Origin of the sequence: Spirosoma oryzae, assembly GCF_003002825.1 — a bacterium.
GTDB classification, from domain to species: domain Bacteria; phylum Bacteroidota; class Bacteroidia; order Cytophagales; family Spirosomataceae; genus Spirosoma; species Spirosoma oryzae.
In genome coordinates this window covers 60,107-79,367 of the sequence record NZ_PVTE01000002.1, presented here as the reverse complement: position 1 = coordinate 79,367, position 19,261 = coordinate 60,107, and the positions used below count along the sequence as shown (strand labels likewise).

The following is a 19,261-nucleotide window of genomic DNA, read 5'->3' as shown; positions in this document are numbered from 1 at the left end:
TACATAATCTAATTGCTAGATTACCAAGAATGAACTAACATTGTTGTCTTGTTTGATGACAGGTTATGGTCTGTTTGTCAGCAGTTTATACTAACTCCACACTACATGGTTCTTTTTATGAAAGCGCTAAAGAATACCAGTCTGTACCCGCTTGGTAGCCCTAACGTCGAGCAACTCGCTCAGCAGTTCGCTATCCCCGATCTTACGCTGCCATTCTGGCGGTTTCGTCGGAAAATGCCAGCCCATCGTATTGTTCGGCTGGAAGGAGAAGGGAACTACACGCTCTTTCACTTTGCTGACGGAAGTCAGCTAATGGTATCGCTGACGCTGAAGAAGATGCAAAGTCGCCTGCCGGCCAATGTCTTTGTTCGGCTGCATAAGAAAAACATCATTAACCTGATGTACCTGAACGAGATCCATCCTGATCGGTTCAGTACGGGCAAATCGCACCTGAGTGTCAGTTTGTTGAATGGCGATCGCGTTGACGTATCGCGTCGGAAAGCCAACGAATTCATGCAACAGGTGCAGGGATTCCGGCAGGAGTTGCTGATAAAAAAATCAACTTCAGCTGCGATGCCAACGGCCTAACGCAACGAATAGACTTGTGCATTATTGAAGAAGGGGAGGTGGCCAGGCTATCTCCCCTTTTTTTACATCTGGCGGACAGGGCTGTTTAAGAAGGAAAGGTTTTTACCTTTGTAAACTACCGGCCCACTAACCGGTGTGGTTATGACGCATCAACTTGTACTTCGTAAGCCGCTGGCTTTCTTTGATCTCGAAACAACCGGTATCAATACCGCCAAAGACCGGATTATCGATATCTGCATTATCAAGGCCATGCCTAACGGCGAGGTGACGACAAAAAAGCAGCGGGTCAATCCCGGTATGCCGATTCCAATTGAATCGAGTCTGATTCATGGCCTGTACGACGACGACGTGGCCGACTGCCCGCCGTTTAAAGCTGTTGCAAAAGGACTGGCGCAGTTTATGGAAGGCTGCGACCTGGCAGGTTTCAACAGCAACCGCTTCGACGTGCCGCTGCTGGTCGAAGAATTTCTCCGCGCCGACGTTAACTTCGACGTCAGAAATCGCCGACTGATCGATGCGCAGCGCATTTTTCATCTGATGGAACCCCGTAATCTGGCGGCAGCATACCGATTTTACTGCAACAAAGAGCTTGTTGGGGCTCACGGAGCCGAAGCCGACACGATCGCGACGCTCGAAGTACTCAACGCGCAGGTACAGCGGTATGTCGGGATGGTTGCCAAGGCGGATAATGGTGCTGACCTGATTTTCAACAACGACGTGGACATGCTGCATCAGTTGACCGCTAACCGAAACGTAGATCTGGCCGGCCGTATCGTGTTAAACGAGAAAGGCGAAGAGGTCGTCAACTTCGGAAAAAACAAGGGCGTACCGGTGCTGGACGTATTCAAAAAGGAGCCTTCGTTTTTCGACTGGGTTCAGAAGGGCGATTTCCCGCTCGATACCAAACGCCGACTGACCGAGATTCGCTTACGAACGCTTAGTCAGGGCAAGTGACGGGCCTTGCGCCCGACTAATTGAATAATAATTACCTTTGCGGCACCTTCTATTAACCGGCAAGCCATGCAACCCACGCAGGACGTTCTCATTCCGGAAGTCATCCAGCAAATTCCCCTTACCTACTACCTCATTTTAAGCACGGTACTGTTTATCATCGGCATTATTGGGGTACTGACCCGGCGGAACGCCATCATCATTTTCATGTCGATTGAATTGATGCTTAACGCGGTCAACTTACTGCTGATTGCGTTCTCATCGTACAAGTCCGACTCAGCGGGTCAGGTATTCGTCTTCTTTATCATGGCCGTGGCCGCTGCGGAAGTGTCGGTCGGGCTGGCTATTATTGTGATGATTTACCGCAATACCCGCTCAATCGACGTCGGATTACTTAATAAATTGAAATGGTAAGGAGCCGACGGGTAGACACTGTTTACCACTAGGTCATTTGCTCAGTAGCTTATTTTTCAAGCCCTTATGCAGATAGGATTACTCTGTGCCCTGATTCCCCTGCTTCCGTTACTTGGTTTCGTGATCAACGGAGTTGGGTTTCGGCGCGTACCAACCGGACTGGTTGGCGGTATTGCCACGCTGGCGGTGCTGGCTTCGTTTCTGATCGTCGTATCGCTGTTCATGAGTTTCCCGGCGGAGGGCGGTCCGCAGATCGTACCGCTGTTCGACTGGATCAGCGTCGGCGACCTGCACATTCCGTTTTCGTTTCAGATCGATCAGCTGAGCCTGCTGATGCTGCTCGTCGTGACGGGCGTCGGTACACTGATTCACCTGTACAGTATCGGCTACATGCACCACGATGAAGGATTTGGCAAGTTCATGGCATTCCTGAACCTGTTTATTTTCTTCATGCTGCTGCTGGTGATGGGGGCCAACTACGTCATCATGTTTATTGGCTGGGAAGGCGTAGGGCTTTGCTCATACCTGCTCATTGGCTTCTGGAACAAGAACGTCAGCTACAACAACGCAGCTCGTAAAGCTTTCGTGATGAACCGCATCGGTGACCTCGGTTTCCTGCTCGGTATCTTCACGATCATCAACACCTTCGGCACGGTAGAATACGTAGACGTGTTTAAACAGGCAACGAGCCTGCCTATGGGCGATACGACGGTGCTGGTTATCGCGCTGCTGCTATTCGTTGGGGCAATGGGTAAGTCGGCGCAGGTACCGTTGTACACCTGGCTTCCCGACGCCATGGCCGGTCCGACCCCCGTGTCGGCGCTGATCCACGCGGCAACGATGGTAACCGCCGGTATATACATGGTCGTTCGGTCGAACGTACTATACACGCTGGCTCCGCAGGCGCTCGAAGTGGTTGGTATTATCGCGATCATCACCGCGCTACTGGCTGCGTCGATCGGTCTGCTGCAAAACGACATTAAAAAAGTACTGGCTTACTCGACTGTTTCGCAACTGGGCTACATGTTCCTCGGCCTGAGCGCGACGGCGTACACGGCTGGCATGTTCCATGTTATTACCCACGCGTTCTTCAAAGCGTTGCTGTTCCTGGGGGCCGGTAGTGTTATTCACGCGATGTCTAACGAACAGGATATTCGTAAAATGGGTGGCTTACGGAAAGCGTTGCCCGTCACGTTTATCACCTTCGCTATCGGTACGTGGGCCATTTCTGGTCTGCCGCCGTTTGCCGGTTTCTTCTCAAAAGATGAAATTCTGGCGCATGTGTTCGAGCACAGCAAGGTACTCTGGGCACTGGGCGTACTGGGGTCCGGCCTGACTTCCTTCTATATGTTCCGCCTGTTGTTCCTAACCTTCTTTGGTGAATTCCGGGGTACGGCCGAACAAAAGCACCATCTGCACGAGTCGCCGGCTACCATGACGATTCCGCTGATCATACTGGCGATTTTGTCGGCAGTTGGTGGAGCCCTGAACCTGCCCGGTGGCGGCTGGCTGAGCCATTTTCTGGAGCCGATCTTCGAAGGATCACGGCAGGTCAACCCCGAAGCGTTTGCCGAGTCGACTATCGAGCACAGCACGGAGTATGTGCTGATGGCCGTTTCGGCCGGCGTTGCCCTCCTGGCTCTGATCGCTGCCTATGTGATGTACATTAGTCGCAAGGCCGTTCCCGCGTCCGACGAAGCCGACCGGTCGATGCCTGAGCAGGTCATCTACAACAAATACTACGTTGACGAACTGTACGAAGCGGCTATCGTTCGGCCAATTCGTAGCATGGGCGATACATTCTACAGCTTTGGCGAATTCGCCGTCGACGGACTGGTCAATGGCGTCGCCTGGCTGGTGAAGCAGAGTTCGGCGCAGCTCCGTCGGTTGCAGAGCGGTTCGATTGGCTTCTACGTCTTTGCCATGGTGTTGAGTATCGTGCTCATCTTTGCCCTGCGGTTTTTCATTCGTTTCTAACGGACACAGTGGATTTTTCCGGCTGATCTGCTTTTATACGCATCTATGCTCACGCTTGCACTTATCCTCTTTCCTGCGCTGACCGCCTGCCTGCTGCTGCTGACTAACAGCGGTACGACCCGGCAACTGGCTTTCGGCGCTGCCCTGATTGAAACGGCCCTGGCCATCTACGCCTTCAGCACGTTTACCCCCAACGCTACCTCCCAGTTTGGGTTCGATTACCCCTGGATTCCATCACTGGGGATTCGGCTTAGCGCGGGTATAGACGGTATCAGCCTGCTGCTGACCCTGCTAACGGGTATCCTGGTGCCGCTGATCGTACTGTCGACGTTCAACCGTGCGTATGAACGGCCCGGTACATTCTACGCGCTGATGCTGTTTATGCAATCGGCGCTGATGGGCGTGTTTACCGCCCGTGATGGCTTCCTGTTCTATTTTTTCTTCGAAGCTGCGCTGATTCCCATCTATTTCCTGGCCGCGATGTGGGGTGGGGCCAACCGCATTCCCGTTACATTCAAATTCTTTATCTACACGATCTTCGGTAGCTTATTTATGCTGCTGGCACTGGTGTACCTGTATTACCAGACGCCGGCAACAACAGGTTCGGCACACTCATCGGCCATTGTTGACTTCTACAAACTGAAACTGTCGGCCTCGGCGCAGGGATGGGTGTTCTGGGCGTTCTTCATTGCCTTTGCGATCAAGATGCCGGTGTTCCCCTTCCACACCTGGCAACCCGATACATACGTTGAATCGCCCACGCCGGCTACGATGCTGCTGGCGGGGATCATGCTGAAAATGGGTATCTATGGCCTGATCCGGTTCATTCTACCCGTTACACCAATTGGTATCGAAACCTGGGGGCAAACGGCAATCATTCTATCAGTCATTGGCATTGTGTATGGATCGATCATCGCGATCCGGCAGCGCGATATGAAACGACTGATTGCCTACTCGTCGTTTTCGCACGTAGGCCTGATGGCCGCTGGTGTGTTTTCACAGACTGAAACAGGCTTACAGGGCGCACTGATTCAAATGCTGGCGCACGGTGTCAACGTGGTGGGCTTGTTCTTCGTCGCCGACGTGATCTATTCGCGGACCGACACCCGCCAGCTCGATCAACTGGGCGGTATCACGCGCACGACGCCAAAGCTGACCGTGTATTTCATGATTATCATGCTCGGTAGTGTTGCCCTGCCACTGACTAACGGCTTCATCGGTGAATTTCTGCTGCTGCACGGTGTGTACAGCTACAATCATTACCTGGGACTGGCGGCTGGCTTCACAATCATCTTCGGGGCGGTCTATCTGCTGCGGATGTTCCAGAAAGCCATGTTTGGCCCGACGACTGCCCGCACCGAATCATTCGCTGACCTGACCCTGTCGGAAAGCTGGGTATTCGTCCCGCTGGTTGTGCTTGTATTCTGGATGGGCGTGTACCCCCAGACGTTCATGAAAATGACCGAACCCGCTGTTGCCAACCTGATGAAATACATCGGCACGACGGCTATTTCGATGAAATAAAATTGACCCGACGGGTGGCTTATGAGCCCGTCAAAACCATACATCAATGTTCCCCATTGTTCTCCTGTCGGTTTTTGCTGTCGTTCTGCTGTTTCTCGGCTTTCTGAAGTCGCGGTCGGTACTGTTACCAGCAACACTACTGTTTCTGGTGGCGGCACTGGTTGCCAATTTCCTCGACTGGAATAAAACGTATTTGTACTTCAATAGCATGCTCCGGACCGATAACCTGTCGATGGTATTTACCGCCATTGTCCTGCTATCGTCGTTTCTGGTTGTAGCCCTGTCGGGTTCGTTTGAAGATGACGAAGCCGCTCAGCCCGCCGAGTACTACGCAATCATCCTGTTTTCCTTGGTCGGTGCCATCATGATGATTGGTTACGAAAACCTGGTCATGCTGTTCGTCGGGGTCGAAATTCTATCGGTCGCGATGTACATACTGACGGGTAGCGACAAACGGAATCTACGCTCGAACGAAGCGGCTCTGAAATACTTTCTGATGGGCGCTTTCGCCACCGGAATCATGCTGTTTGGCATGGCGCTGCTGTACGGCGCTTCCGGGTCGTTTACACTGGCTGGTATCGCCAGCTACGCGTCGCATGCCCAGCAGGGATTATCCCTGATTTTCTATGTTGGTCTGCTCATGCTGCTGGTCGGCCTGCTGTTCAAAGTATCGGCGGCTCCGTTTCATTTCTGGACCCCCGATGTATACGACGGTGCCCCAACCATTTTTACGGCGTACATGTCTACGGTGGTAAAAACGGCTGGTTTTGCGGCATTGCTGCACTTGCTGGCTGCGTCGTTCACCTATGTGTATTCGTTCTGGGGCATCATCCTGGCGGTGGTTACGGCTATTACGCTGATTGCGGGTAACGTAACGGCTGTTTACCAGAACAGCTTCAAGCGGATGATGGCGTATTCGAGTATTTCGCACGCCGGCTACCTGCTGATCGGTCTGGCGGCCCTGAGCGCTCAATCGCGGCAGGCTATCGTCTTTTATTCGCTGGCGTATTCGATTGCCACAATTTCGGCGTTCGGTGTGCTGATGCTGGTCACGCGGCAACGTGGGATGCAGACCTTGAGCAGTAATCCGTTGAGCAATGAAAGCTTCGATGCATTCAACGGATTAGCCAAGCAAAACCCACTGCTCGGGCTGGCAATGGCAACGTCGATGCTGTCGCTGGCGGGTATTCCGCTGACGGCTGGTTTCTGGGGGAAATTTTATATGTTCTCAACGGCTGTTGAACGCGGTCAGATCTGGCTACTGGTCGTTGCCGTGCTGATGTCAGCCGTCGGTATCTACTACTACTTCCGGGTAATCATCGCCATGTACTTCCGCGACGGCGCTACCGAGCCTATCCGTATATCGCCCGTATTTCGGTATGTGCTGGTAGCTGCGATCATACTGACGATCGGCCTCGGGGTCGCTCCGGGCTTACTACAGGGGCTTTTTTAAAAGGCCGCACACTCAGTTGTCATCACCCGACGGGCCACGTCTGCGGGTGAATGTGTAGTTTTGCGAATCATCATCCTATAAAGAGTAGCGTAGCTTCCGGTTATCTGCTCGGCAAAGCCTGTGAACGTGAGCGAGATCCAACCGCCGAAGACAAGAGAGTATCGTGATTTATTCACATTCTTTCTAACGGCTTTGCTAGGGGCATCGATCAATTTCGTCAGTCAGGTCGTTTATCGCGAATACCTAGGCGCTTCATTCGCCAATAGCGTGCTACTTGGCTACCTGACGGCTACGGTGCTGACGTTTATACCGACAAAGAAATACGCGTTCGCAGCCGCTAAAACAGGAAATACAGGTCGGGAAGCTGTAAAGTTTCTGGGTATCGCACTGGTTGCGCTGGTTGTGCAGGTCTATGTGTCGAAGTTTACCCTCGACTGGGTCGCCAATCCATTATTTCCCGAATTACCACAGTGGGCTCGTGAAAAAGGCTCGCACGTTGTCGGCATGGGCATGAGTTTTCTGGCTAATTATTTTGGGCACAAACTACTGACGTTCCGCAGTACCGGGGTTTACGATAGAATCAAGTCGCGTAACCGGTAGATAGACTTCGAATAGTATAAACAGAAATTAGATTATTTGACGATCCAGTGCGCATTAGTCGTGCTGGATCGTGTCTTTTTTGTACTTTCTCGAAATGATTTATATTTGCGACTTAAACGTTTACCTGCCATAACAATGAAAAAAGTTTTTGCACTCCTGTTCATCGGTAGCACCCTGACGTTCGCTGCCTGCCAAAGCAAACCTAAAACGGAAGAAACGACGACCGATTCAACCGTAACGACGATGTCGACCGATACGACGATGATGGCTACGGATTCGGCTGTATCGGCTACGGTCACCACGACTGAGTCGGTTTCGGCTGCTGCTGACAGCGCTAAGTAAGCGTAGCCCATCAGAATGTCTGCGAAAAGCCTTATTTTTATAAGGCTTTTTTTGTTTTTATACCTTGACAGATCAGTTCGTCACACTTGTCCCGGCAGTGGCCGCAGCATACTGCCAGCAGCTTCATCAGACATACGGATTTATCTTTCGGGTGGTGCGGCCCCGCCGGACCCGGCTAGGCGATTTTCGGGTGCTGCCTACGGGGCAAACACAGATCACCGTCAATGCAGACCTGAACCCGTGGAGTTTCCTGATTACTTATGTCCATGAAGTAGCCCATGCGCATGTGCACCGGTACCGGCGTCGGCGAACTGCCCCGCACGGACCAGCCTGGCAGCAAGCCTTTCAACAACTGATGCAACCCCTGCTTACGGAGACTATATTCCCGGTTGCGATGCTGGAGCCGTTGCGGCAGTATTTACAAAAGCCGGCTGCGACCACCTATGCCCATCCGGCGCTGATGATGGCATTGCGGGCACACGAACAACAGTCTTTATCCGGCGCAACTGCGACACGCGTTCTCCTGCGGGACGTGCGCGAGGGGACAACATTTATCATTGGTAAAAAGAAATTCGTTCGGGGTACGTTGCGCCGGACACGCGTCGTTTGTAAAGAACTGGCGTCGGGAAAGTCTTACGCAGTACTGGCTCATGCATGGGTGGAAACGATTTAATAAAGGCTGGCTTGTTGTCGGGCTGCTTATGCTGGGCAGACTGGTTGCCTATAGTCAAAGCAACGGACCTGCTGAGTCAGTGCTGAAACAGGGTATATGGGTCAAGATCGGGGTGACGCAGGCTGGCGTTTACCGGCTCGATCAGGCCACACTGGCTGGTATTAATCCCGCGTTTGTGCAGGCCGATCCCCGGTTGTTGCGACTCTATGGAAACGGGGGAGCCATGTTGCCCCAACCAAACGCTATCCCGCGTGCTGCCGATCTAACCGAGAATGCTATCCAGGTGACGGGTGAAAGTGACGGGCGCTTCGATGCCAGCGACGCTTTACTTTTCTTCGGACAAAGTCCCAACGTCGTTCGGTACGATACCACAAACCGGCGGTTTACACACCTGACCAATGTCTACGCCGATACCACGTTTTATTTTCTGACGATCGGTACTGTACCCGGCTTGCGCATTGCGGCCAAAGCGACGGGTAAACTAAGTGACACGTCGAGCATCACGACGTTTACCGATTACCAGTTTCACGAACTGGACAGTCAGAAACTTCCTACCAGTGCGCCTAACCCGTCGATGAACTCGGGGCGGGAATGGCTTGGGGAGTTCATGACGCTTGATACGACAAAGACAATCGCGTTTACGGCCCCTGATTTCGTCAATGGCTCGCCTGTCCGGGTACGTTTCTCGGCTGTAGTAGCCTCAACTCAGCCGACTCAATTTGCTGTTTCGGTCAATGGACAACTGGCAGGAACCATGGCAATGCCTGTAATCTCCGGGACAGAATATGATTATCAGGCGGCTAGCCGAAGTGATACGTTCAGGCTTCCGGCTGTCACGGGCAACGCCATGCAAACCGCGATTACGTTTCAGAATAACCGGAACTTTGGGGCACAGGCTTACCTCGATTACATCGGTGTCGAATTTCGGCGTTCGCTGCAAATGCCGACCACGCTGACCTGGGTACGGCGGTTACCGGCCGGTAACGCAAGACTGAAACAGGCAACGAGTGCGCTGCGAATCTGGGACGTAACCAACCCGCTGGTTCCAGCCAGCCAGGATTATTCTCTCAATGGCGCGTCGGAAGCCCGCTGGCAAACGACCAAGCTAAGCGATTACCTTCTTTTTACGGATAGTCAGCTGCTGGCACCGGTGTCTGCGCAGGTAATCGGTAATCAGAATCTGCGGGCGCAGAAAACCCCCGATCTGCTGCTGATTACCGCGCCACTGTGGCAGTCGGAAGCCGAGCGATTGGCTACGTTCCGGCGTAGTAACGACAAGCTGGATGTGCTCGTCATTACGGCGCAGCAAGTGTACAATGAGTTTGGTTCGGGTCAGCCGGACCCAACGGCTATCCGCGATGCCGTTCGTTACTTTTATCAAAAAGACCCTGCCAAGCTGCGGTATCTGCTGCTGATGGGTGACGCGACGTACGACTATCGTATGCATAACCGCAACAACGGGATGGATGCGACCAAACTGGCTAATACCATACCGGTTTATGAAAGTCGGGAATCGATGCACCCCATTTATAGCTACTCCTCCGATGATTATTTCGGATTTATGGGTGAGAACGAAGGCGAATGGGTCGAGACAGATCAGGGCGATTTATTGGTCGACATAGGCATCGGGCGCTTGCCCGTAAAAACGGTGGCCGAAGCCAGAGCCGTGGTCGATAAGCTGATCAACTACAGCTCCGACCGTACACAGCGGGGCGACTGGCAGACCAAGGTGATGCTTATCGCCGATGATGGTGACTTCAACATTCACCAGAGTGACGCCGATAGGCTGGCGAGTCAGGTCGAAACGCAGTCGCCCGCTTATCAGGCCGAACGGGTGTTTCTTGATTCCTACCCACAGGAAGTTACGGCACTGGGCCCCCGAGCGCCCGCCGTCGAGCAACTGATCGACAAGGCGGTTGAAGAGGGGCGGCTTATCATCAACTACAACGGGCACGGTGGAACGTCGGGGCTGGCTCAGGAGCAGATCGTAACGGAAGGTAGTATACTGCGCTGGACGAATCGCCGGTTGCCGCTAATGGTTACGGCGACCTGCCAGTTTGGCCGTTACGATGATCCATCCCTTGTATCGGGCGCTGAACTGGCTCTGCTGAGTAGTAAGGGAGGAGCCATTGGTTTGCTAACGACCAGTCGGCCTGTATTCTCGAACAGCAACATGCTGGTGAACACGGCGTTCTACGCATCGGTATTCAAACCGGTCAACGGACAGATGCCCCGTTTGGGCGATATGATGCGGGCTACAAAAAACAACAGTCTGCACGGACGCGATAACCGAAATTTTGCTTTGCTGGGTGACCCGTCGGCCCGGCTGGCTTATCCGCAGGCGCAGGCCGTACTGACCAGCGTCAATAGCCGAAGCGTAACTGCTGGAAAAACGGATACGCTACGGGCCCTGCAAACCGTCGAACTGGCGGGCGAAATTCGCGCGCAAAGTCAGCTGATTTCCTCATTCACGGGTACGATGCGACTCGTGCTATACGATAAGCCGACTACACTGACCACACTCGGCACAGAAAGTGCTAAGATGAGTTACCAGGCTCTTACAAACACGCTGTTCGTTGGGCGTATCCCGGTGCGCAACGGACAGTTCTCTGCACGCTTTACCATGCCTAAAGACATTGATTATACCGTCGGCGGGGCCAAGCTGTACATGTATGCCATTCAGGCCGACAGTTTGCTCGACGCCGTAGGCAATAGCGAAAGCCTGTTGGTTGGGGGTAGCGTTACCGTCGATAGTGTCGATACGCAGCCGCCGGTCATTCAACTGTCCATTGACGGTAGTAGTCTCGATGGCGAGTCGATTCGGGTAGCGGGACCAGCCGTGACGCTTCGGGTGAAATTGAGTGATAATAAAGGTATTAACATCGCCCGAGCGGGGCTGGGGCACGAACTGACAGCGCAGCTGACGGGGCAAACACCGGTGGTGCTCAACGACTATTACGTGGCGACGAGCAGTGATGGGCGGCAGGGTGAAGTCGTTTACACATTTCAGAGCGTAACGCCCGGCCAGTATACCGTCCAGGTGAAAGCCTGGGATTTAAGCAATAATCCCGCAGCGAAGGCGTTGGCATTTAGAGTTTCAGAAAAGCCCGGTCTGCAAATCGATAGGGTGCAGGCGACTCCTAACCCAATCAGTACACAGTCAACGTTACTAGCAACGCACAACCGATCCGGCGAATCCCTCGACTGGACACTGAGTATTTACGATATGAATGGGCGGATGATCAACCAGCAAGTAGGCCAGTGTAACTACTGCGCGGGTTCAGTTGAACTAGGAAACTGGAACGGGCAGGGCATGGCCGGTCAGGCGATGCCGAATGGAATTTACCTCTACCGGGTGCAACTCCGCTCCGAAGCCGACGGCTCATCGACCCAAACGAGCGGACGGCTGATGTTACTGCGTTAGCCAACATTGATACACTGTTTTTTCTAACCAACGAATCCTAGTACTTTTGGCCGGTCAGGGCTGTTTTATTCACCGTTGTCAGTCGCTGTTGCCACCAACACACTCTGTATGAAGCGCAAATTTTTTCGTATTCTACTTGGTATTTGCAGTCCCGTTTTCTTCGTCGCTACCACCCAGGCGCAGACGACACCAGTAAATCCTGCTGGACAGACGCTTAACGCACCAACTGCAGCGGTTCCGTTCCTGAATTTCACGCCCGATGCCCGGTCGGGGGGGCTTGGGGAAGCCGGTGTCGCGCTTGGCGATGCTGATGCTAACTCGATTCACTGGAACCCGTCGAAGCTTGTGTTTGCGCGGCAGAAAGCAGGTGCCACTGTTTCCTATACGCCCTGGCTGCGCGAACTGATCGGAGATATGTACTATACGAACCTGAGTGCGTACTCCAAGCTGGGTAAGAACTCGGTTATCGGTGGTTCGCTGCTGTACTTCGACTTAGGAACCGTAAACTTCACCACCGCCAATGGTGTACAGGCCGGTACGTTCAACTCGCGTGAATACGCCATAACCGCATCGTACTCGCAGCGGCTGTCGCAGAACTTCTCGCTGGGCGTAAACCTGAAATACCTGAACTCGAACCTGGCATCAGGGGCATCGGCCTACGGGCTACAGCCGGGTGCCACAGCCGCTGCCGACATTGGTGCGTTCTACCGCAACGAAGTGCGCGACAACTCGACCGGTAAAGGATTGGGCTGGGCATTTGGGGCTATGCTCTCCAACTTGGGTGGCCGATTGAACTACGGTGGTCTGGAACGGTATTACATCCCGACCAATCTGCGTCTCGGTACGACTGTTACCTACTACGCCGATCAGTACAATAAATTCAATTTCCTGCTCGACTTCAACAAGTTGATGGTGCCGACACCGGGCGGAAGTGCTAACCCAAACAATTATTTCAGCTCGGTATTTGGCTCATTTGCCGACGCGCCAGGCGGTTTCAGCGAGGAACTGAAAGAGGTTATCGTCTCGACGGGTGTCGAGTACTGGTACAACGAACAGTTTGCCGTGCGCGGTGGCTACTACCACGAATCGGCTCAGAAAGGGGGACGCCGATACATCACGACCGGTATCGGTTTGCGACTGGCCCAACAGTTTGGTGTTGATTTCTCGTATCTGCTGCCCGTTCAGCAGGGGAACCCACTGGCCAACACCTTCCGGCTGTCGCTTATTATCAACTTCCCCAGCCGTACCGTCGGTACAAACGATACGGCCGTCGACGACAACGAAGAATAATTTTTATACCCACTCGGCACGGATTGGGCAAAAGAGCATCTCATTACCGGAGGCTTTTTTGCCCAATTGTCCTATATAGCCAGCCTGCCGATACCACAGCGTTGGCTCCCATAAACGTCATGATTCTCGATAGAACCCAACCCCCCGCTTTTCAGGCCATACAGGAAGTCCGGCTACCATCGCTCGATGCGTTTACACTTGACAATGGTGTTGTTCTGAATCTGATTAGCGTTCCTAATCAGCCTGTCCTTCGGCTGGAATGCATTTTCGATGCCGGTACCTGGCATGAGCAGGCCCCAACATCCGCGTTCTTCGCGCTGAAAATGCTTAGTGAAGGCACACCCGGCCGTACGTCGGCGCAGCTCAGCGAGTATTTCGATGGCTATGGGGCTTTCCTCGAACTCAACAGTGGTCCCGATCGATCCAGCGTCGTGGTGTATTGCCTGACAAAGTTTCTGCCCGCTGTACTGCCGGTGCTTTGCGAAATGATTACGGAATCGACGTTTCCGCAGAAGGAACTTGATGATTTGCGGAACATCACTACGCAGAATCTGCGCGTCAACTACGAGAAGAACGCGTATTTGGCCGGGGTACTGTTCCGGGCAAAAGTCTTCGGGCCGACACATCCGTACGGCCGCAGCCAAAATCCGGAAGCTGTCGACCAACTGACCCGTGCTGACGTGACTGCATTCTACGAGCGGGCGATTAAAAATCGGCCGTTTCAGGTGTTGCTGGCGGGTCAGGCAACCGCCATCGAGGTGGAGCAGATCAACCGCACACTGGGGCAGTTGCCGATTCAGCATACACAACTGGATGACGTGAGCCTTCCGGCGCTACCTAATGACATGATGCCTACGCTGGCCGAAAAAGAAGACAGTGTGCAGTCGTCGATTCGGGTAGGTCGTCGGTTGTTTACCCGTACGCACCCCGATTTCTTCAAGATGCTGGTGACCAACGAAGTGCTGGGTGGCTATTTCGGATCACGGCTGATGAAGAATATCCGCGAGGAAAAAGGATTCACGTATGGTATTTCGTCAAACATGCCATCGTTCCGGCGCGACGGCTATTTCCTGATCGGCACCGATGTAAAGCGTGAGAATACGCAGGAGACACTGGATGAGGTACATAAAGAAATTCGGCGCTTACAGACCGAGCCGGTCGAGGCTGACGAACTCAACACGGTAAAAAACTTTATGGCCGGTGAGTTTGTCGGCTCGCTGAATACGCCGTTCGAAATTGCTGATCGGTACAAAGTCATTCTGTTCGATGGCCTGCCCGCCGACTTTCTCACGACATACATTCAGCGTATCCGGGCGGTGAGTGCCGACGATATTCTGGCAATGACCAACCAATACCTGAATGCGGATCAGTTACAGGAGGTCGTAGTAGGTGGAAAGTAGCAGAAATCGACGGATTATTTCAATAACAAGGTCCATTGCGAACGGAAAGTTGGCCTTCGGACGGAAATGCCTTAATTTTGAGGTTACAAATGCGCGACCGACCGGTTATATGTATAGTCAACCGGTCACTTACCCAAATTCATGAACGTTCTGATTATTATCGCCACCACAGTGGTCGCTTACCTGCTCGGGTCGATTCCAACGGCAGTATGGTACGGACAAGGATTTTTTGGCGTCGATGTCCGACAACACGGTAGCGGTAATGCTGGCGCCACGAACACGTTCCGGGTACTGGGTAAGCGGGCTGGTACGGTGGTGATGCTGGTCGACGTGCTAAAAGGATATACAGCCGCCATTCTGTCGTCGATTCTGTGGTTTTGCAATGTGACGACGGAAGGGGAAATACTGACCTTCGAAATCGTTTTCGGTATTGTCGCGGTGCTGGGACACCTATACCCGGTTTTTGCGGGCTTCAAAGGTGGAAAAGGCGTAGCAACATTGTTGGGTATGGTGCTGGCCATTCATCCCGAAATGGCACTGATCTGCATCGGTATCTTTCTGCTGGTCGTCATCTCGTCACAATACGTGTCTCTGGGCTCTATTCTGGCTGCATTGGCCTTCCCCGTCCTGTTGTTGCTTCAAATCTTTGGGCAGCAGGAAAGTCCGCTACTTATCGTGTTTGGCTTTATCATGTTTCTGCTCGTCGTGCTGACGCATAAAAAGAACATCCGCCGGCTGCTACACGGACAGGAAAACCGTACGGTACTGATTCAATTGAAGAAGAAACGGGACTAACCGAAAACAACTGGCTTCTTATTCTGTCGCCCCGCCGTTGCGCAAAAGTTGCGTACCTTCGGGGCGATTTTTTTGCCATTCCGATTCAATCGAATGGTAGCGAATAACGAAGACTGATCTATGACAACATACCTCGAAGCCAATAAACAGCGCTTTCTGGACGAATTGCTTGAACTGCTGCGTATTCCGTCAGTGTCAGCCGACTCAGCTTTCAGCAGCGACGTGCGCCGGGCGGCTGAGTACGTCCGTGACAAACTAACCGCTGCCGGACTCGACAAAGCACAACTGTTCGAGACGCCCGGCCATCCGGTCGTCTACGCCGAAAAACTGGTCGATCCGGCCCGTCCGACGGTATTGGTCTACGGCCACTACGACGTGCAGCCCGCTGATCCGTACGAGCTGTGGCAGTCGCCCCCGTTTGAGCCGACGATTCGCAACGAGCGCATCTACGCACGGGGAGCCTGCGACGACAAGGGGCAGTTTTACATGCACATCAAAGCGATCGAAACGATGCTGGCAACCGATGGGTTGCCCTGCAACGTGAAAGTGATGATCGAAGGCGAAGAGGAAGTTGGCTCCGACCACCTCGGTACGTTCGTCGCCGAGCACCGCGACATGCTCAAAGCCGACGTCATTCTGATTTCTGATACCAGCATTATTTCCAACGAAACACCGTCGCTCGAAACAGGGCTGCGGGGGCTGTCGTATGTTGAAGTAGAGGTGACCGGCCCCAACCGTGATCTGCATTCGGGGGTGTACGGTGGTGGTGTGCAGAACCCGATCAATGCATTGGCGACCATGATTGCGTCGCTGCATGATGAGCAGGGGCGTATCACTATCCCTGGCTTTTACGATACCGTTGTCGATCTGAGCGAGGCCGAACGGGCTGAACTGGCGAAAGCGCCGTTTAGCCTTGACGAGTACAAACAGGATCTGGCGATCAACGACGTGGCGGGCGAAGCGGGCTATTCAACCAACGAACGGACGTCGATTCGGCCTACGCTGGACGTGAACGGCATCTGGGGTGGGTACACGGGCGAGGGGGCCAAGACGGTACTGCCGTCGAAAGCGTTCGCGAAAATCAGCATGCGGCTGGTGCCCAACCAAACGCCCGACGAGATCACCGACCTGTTTACCAAGCATTTCACGGCTATCGCGCCGGCTGGCGTAACGGTACAGGTGCGGCCCCACCACGGCGGCTTACCTTACGTAACTCCTACCGACTCCGTCGAGTTTGAAGCCGCCAGTAAAGCCTTCGAAGATGCCTGGGGTAAGAAACCGATTCCGACGCGGGGTGGGGGAAGTATTCCCATTGTGGCGCTGTTCGAACAGGAACTGGGCATCAAATCGATTCTGATGGGTTTCGGCCTGGATAGCGACGCCCTGCACTCGCCTAACGAGAGCTATGGCCTGTTCAACTTCTTCAAAGGAATCGAGACGATTCCCTACTTCTACAAAAATTACGCGGCTTTAAAATCGTAACGATAAAGGGGGCCGCGCCCGGCCCCTTTTTTGTATCCGTATGACCAAACGTTTACTCATGCTTTGCCTGGCCGTGCCGATGACTCTGTCGGTACTGGCGCAACAGGCCCCGAAGACCACCTCGCCAACATCGCGTACGCTGACACCGGCTGAGCAACGGCAAAAAGAAAAAATTGACCGCGAAGTGCAGCGCGAACGGCAGATTCGGGCCGAATGGTTGCAGAAGCAGCGCGAATATGAAGCCCGTAAAGCGGAGAAAGAGCGGCAACGACAAGCGAAGAAGGCTGAGCGGGAAGGTGTAGTCAGCCCCCGCCCCACGTCGCCACCAACGGATACCCCAGTCCCTGCAACCACCGTAAATCCAGCCCCGACGGCCCCGGCAGAACCACCCGCACCGCCGAAACCATCGCGTCGGGAAGAGCGCGAACGGCGGAAGCGGGAAAATGCGCCGGCGGTTGTTGCCCCGCAACCTACTCCGGCTGTTACGCCAGCCCCTGATCCGGTACCGGCTGAACCTGCCAAACCGGCACGGGTCAAACCAGAGCGGGTGAAGCCAGAACGAGTGAAGCGTTCCCGGGTAACGGCCACGCCCGTTACCGATTCGGCCGGTACTGTCGTTGCTGGAGTTGATCCGGCCGAAAGCCGTCCCCGCAAGGAATTTCTGCCCCGTGGGCACCTGTTCGAGCCAATTCTGCTCGACCCGCTTGAAGCGCAGACCTACGGTAGTGTGTTACCGCTCTACCTGACCAACGGCGAACGGTATGTCGGTAGTATTGTTCCGTTCGCGTTCGGATTCAATAAGCCATTCTATCGGCGCACGACCGCACCGGGCCGGTCGGAGGAAATCGTGCTGGATCTCGCGTCCTTCACGCAATTCGAAGTCTATTTCGATCAGATTACCCGGTACCAGCGTCGGCAGATCATGAATAACGACTACAAGGTCAGTATTCAATACAACCTGCGCCGGGGTGCCAATAATTACCGGTTCCGGGTGTATCATCTGTCGTCGCACTTGGGTGATGACTACATCTACCGCAATCGGATTACGGCCCCGTCGACCAATTCGGTCAATTACGAGCAGCTCGACGCCATGTATTCCCGTACATTCCGCGACTGGCGTGTGTATGGTGGACTAGGCGTTACCCTGCGCAAACCGGAGGAGCGGAAGCCGCTGAGTGCCCAGTTTGGGGCTTTCTATAAAAAACCATCCCAGCAGGCGGCCCGGCTGGTTGGTGGAGTCGATGTGAAGTTCTTTCAGGAAACCGAGTTTCGCCCCGGTATTCACGCAGGCGTCGGAGTGGAAGTAGGCCGGACGGCCAACAACCTGACCTTCCTGGCAGAAACGTATTCGGGCTTTCGGCCATACAGTCAGTACGAAAACCAGACAATTTTCTGGCTGGGGGTTGGTGTCTACCTGAACCCATTCTGATTAGAAAAAGTAGTCGGCTGTCTTGTGATAGCCTAACGCCACTCGTATGCTCCGCAACACACTGATTGCTTTTTTCCTGTCTATCGCGCTGTTCACGCAGGCTCAGCCGTTCGGCAAACTCGTTCGTAAGACGCCCGGCGTGGTATCGTTTACCTTCCGCGACAGCTTCGGGAAGGACGTACCGGGTACGCTCGACATGATTAAGTCGATGGGAATCACGGACCTCGAACTGTCGAATCTGTTCGGGCAAACGGCACCGGCCATGCGAGCGTTACTCGATCAGCGGGGCATCAAATGCAGTAGCTACGGCGTCAACTACGACGACATTGTCAAAACGCCGGATTCCGTACTGGTACGGGCAAAAGCGCTCGGAGCCAACTACGTGCGTGTCGCCTGGATTCCGCATCAGGGTGAGTTGTCGCCCGAAGTTGCGAAACAGGCTATTGCCGACTTCAACAAGTTCGGTAAGCTGGCCAACGCGCAGGGACTACTGTTCTGCTACCATAATCACGGGTATGAATTCCACCCTTACGAGTCGGGTACGCTATTCGACTACATCGTGCAGCAGACCAATCCTGATTACGTTAGCTTCGAAATGGACATTGCCTGGACCTACCTGCCGGGTCAGAATCCGGCGGCTCTGCTGGCGAAGTATCCCAAGCGGTTCCGGCTCATGCACCTCAAAGACGTGCGGAAAGGCGTTGCGGGAAACGACCAGGGAAAGCTAGCCCCGGAGAATTCGGTCGTGTTGGGAACCGGTCAGCTTGATATGCCCGCGATTCTGAAAGCGGCCCGGAAGACGTCGGTTGAGCATCTGTATATCGAAGACGAAAGTCCGGCGGCTCCGCAGCAGGTACCACAGACACTGGTTTATCTGAAGCAGTTATAAGCGCGGTTGCGTACCTTTACGACTTGTTTT

16 protein-coding genes are annotated in these 19,261 nt (G+C 53.9%); all 16 read left to right on the top strand.

Annotated elements, in window-relative coordinates:
* Nucleotides 1–105 precede the first annotated feature (105 nt).
* Nucleotides 106–588 carry a LytR/AlgR family response regulator transcription factor gene (locus CLV58_RS02435; protein ID WP_245882181.1) on the top strand — a complete coding sequence of 161 codons (483 nt, stop codon included), beginning with the start codon at nt 106–108 and terminating at the stop codon, nt 586–588.
* A gap of 141 nt (nt 589–729) precedes the next feature.
* Nucleotides 730–1,542 carry a 3'-5' exonuclease gene (locus CLV58_RS02430; RefSeq protein WP_106136187.1) on the top strand — a complete coding sequence of 271 codons (813 nt, stop codon included), beginning with the start codon at nt 730–732 and terminating at the stop codon, nt 1,540–1,542.
* Nucleotides 1,543–1,608: 66 nt separating this feature from the next.
* Entirely contained in the window at nt 1,609–1,953 is a 345-nt protein-coding gene (gene nuoK / locus CLV58_RS02425; protein ID WP_106136186.1) for an NADH-quinone oxidoreductase subunit NuoK, read from the top strand.
* Between the two features lie 66 nt (nt 1,954–2,019).
* Complete coding sequence (nuoL, locus tag CLV58_RS02420) at nt 2,020–3,930, top strand: NADH-quinone oxidoreductase subunit L (protein WP_106136185.1); 1,911 nt, start codon at nt 2,020–2,022, stop codon at nt 3,928–3,930.
* Nucleotides 3,931–3,975: 45 nt separating this feature from the next.
* Nucleotides 3,976–5,454, top strand: a complete 1,479-nt coding sequence (locus CLV58_RS02415; RefSeq protein ID WP_106136184.1) for a complex I subunit 4 family protein — start codon at nt 3,976–3,978, stop codon at nt 5,452–5,454.
* 46 nt (nt 5,455–5,500) lie between these two features.
* Nucleotides 5,501–6,907 (top strand): NADH-quinone oxidoreductase subunit N, encoded by a 1,407-nt coding sequence (locus CLV58_RS02410; RefSeq protein WP_106136183.1) that lies wholly within the window; start codon nt 5,501–5,503, stop codon nt 6,905–6,907.
* A 120-nt stretch (nt 6,908–7,027) separates the two neighbouring features.
* Nucleotides 7,028–7,507, top strand: coding sequence for a GtrA family protein (locus CLV58_RS02405; protein WP_106136182.1), 480 nt, complete (start codon nt 7,028–7,030; stop codon nt 7,505–7,507).
* A gap of 135 nt (nt 7,508–7,642) precedes the next feature.
* Entirely contained in the window at nt 7,643–7,849 is a 207-nt protein-coding gene (locus CLV58_RS02400) for a hypothetical protein (RefSeq protein ID WP_106136181.1), read from the top strand.
* A 64-nt stretch (nt 7,850–7,913) separates the two neighbouring features.
* Nucleotides 7,914–8,522, top strand: coding sequence for a SprT-like domain-containing protein (locus CLV58_RS02395; protein WP_106136180.1), 609 nt, complete (start codon nt 7,914–7,916; stop codon nt 8,520–8,522).
* On the top strand, nt 8,500–11,946 hold the full coding sequence (gene porU / locus CLV58_RS02390; RefSeq protein ID WP_106136179.1) for a type IX secretion system sortase PorU: 3,447 nt from the start codon (nt 8,500–8,502) through the stop codon (nt 11,944–11,946). Before CLV58_RS02395 ends, porU begins: the two co-directional genes overlap by 23 nt.
* A gap of 108 nt (nt 11,947–12,054) precedes the next feature.
* Nucleotides 12,055–13,236 carry a type IX secretion system outer membrane channel protein PorV gene (gene porV, locus CLV58_RS02385; protein ID WP_106136178.1) on the top strand — a complete coding sequence of 394 codons (1,182 nt, stop codon included), beginning with the start codon at nt 12,055–12,057 and terminating at the stop codon, nt 13,234–13,236.
* 119 nt (nt 13,237–13,355) lie between these two features.
* Complete coding sequence (locus tag CLV58_RS02380; RefSeq protein WP_106136177.1) at nt 13,356–14,636, top strand: M16 family metallopeptidase; 1,281 nt, start codon at nt 13,356–13,358, stop codon at nt 14,634–14,636.
* Between the two features lie 141 nt (nt 14,637–14,777).
* Nucleotides 14,778–15,431, top strand: coding sequence for a glycerol-3-phosphate 1-O-acyltransferase PlsY (gene plsY, locus CLV58_RS02375; RefSeq protein ID WP_106136176.1), 654 nt, complete (start codon nt 14,778–14,780; stop codon nt 15,429–15,431).
* 120 nt (nt 15,432–15,551) lie between these two features.
* The gene (locus CLV58_RS02370; protein ID WP_106136175.1) at nt 15,552–16,913 is read left to right on the top strand and encodes a dipeptidase; all 1,362 of its coding nucleotides are present in this window, start codon (nt 15,552–15,554) and stop codon (nt 16,911–16,913) included.
* A gap of 40 nt (nt 16,914–16,953) precedes the next feature.
* A complete protein-coding gene (locus CLV58_RS02365) occupies nt 16,954–18,342 on the top strand; it encodes a DUF1207 domain-containing protein (RefSeq protein WP_106136174.1) in 1,389 nt (462 codons plus the stop codon).
* A 46-nt stretch (nt 18,343–18,388) separates the two neighbouring features.
* Nucleotides 18,389–19,231, top strand: a complete 843-nt coding sequence (locus CLV58_RS02360) for a sugar phosphate isomerase/epimerase family protein (RefSeq protein WP_106136173.1) — start codon at nt 18,389–18,391, stop codon at nt 19,229–19,231.
* Nucleotides 19,232–19,261 lie beyond the last annotated feature (30 nt).

Excerpts from the sequence above, each read along its gene's own strand:
- CLV58_RS02435 (WP_245882181.1), top strand. The coding sequence starts at position 106 with ATGGTTCTTTTTATGAAAGCGCTAAAGAATACCAGTCTGTACCCGCTT.
- CLV58_RS02430 (WP_106136187.1), top strand. The coding sequence starts at position 730 with ATGACGCATCAACTTGTACTTCGTAAGCCGCTGGCTTTCTTTGATCTC.
- nuoK (WP_106136186.1), top strand. The coding sequence starts at position 1,609 with ATGCAACCCACGCAGGACGTTCTCATTCCGGAAGTCATCCAGCAAATT.
- nuoL (WP_106136185.1), top strand. The coding sequence starts at position 2,020 with ATGCAGATAGGATTACTCTGTGCCCTGATTCCCCTGCTTCCGTTACTT.
- CLV58_RS02415 (WP_106136184.1), top strand. The coding sequence starts at position 3,976 with ATGCTCACGCTTGCACTTATCCTCTTTCCTGCGCTGACCGCCTGCCTG.
- CLV58_RS02410 (WP_106136183.1), top strand. The coding sequence starts at position 5,501 with ATGTTCCCCATTGTTCTCCTGTCGGTTTTTGCTGTCGTTCTGCTGTTT.
- CLV58_RS02400 (WP_106136181.1), top strand. The coding sequence starts at position 7,643 with ATGAAAAAAGTTTTTGCACTCCTGTTCATCGGTAGCACCCTGACGTTC.
- porU (WP_106136179.1), top strand. The coding sequence starts at position 8,500 with ATGCATGGGTGGAAACGATTTAATAAAGGCTGGCTTGTTGTCGGGCTG.
- porV (WP_106136178.1), top strand. The coding sequence starts at position 12,055 with ATGAAGCGCAAATTTTTTCGTATTCTACTTGGTATTTGCAGTCCCGTT.
- CLV58_RS02380 (WP_106136177.1), top strand. The coding sequence starts at position 13,356 with ATGATTCTCGATAGAACCCAACCCCCCGCTTTTCAGGCCATACAGGAA.
- plsY (WP_106136176.1), top strand. The coding sequence starts at position 14,778 with ATGAACGTTCTGATTATTATCGCCACCACAGTGGTCGCTTACCTGCTC.
- CLV58_RS02370 (WP_106136175.1), top strand. The coding sequence starts at position 15,552 with ATGACAACATACCTCGAAGCCAATAAACAGCGCTTTCTGGACGAATTG.
- CLV58_RS02365 (WP_106136174.1), top strand. The coding sequence starts at position 16,954 with ATGACCAAACGTTTACTCATGCTTTGCCTGGCCGTGCCGATGACTCTG.
- CLV58_RS02360 (WP_106136173.1), top strand. The coding sequence starts at position 18,389 with ATGCTCCGCAACACACTGATTGCTTTTTTCCTGTCTATCGCGCTGTTC.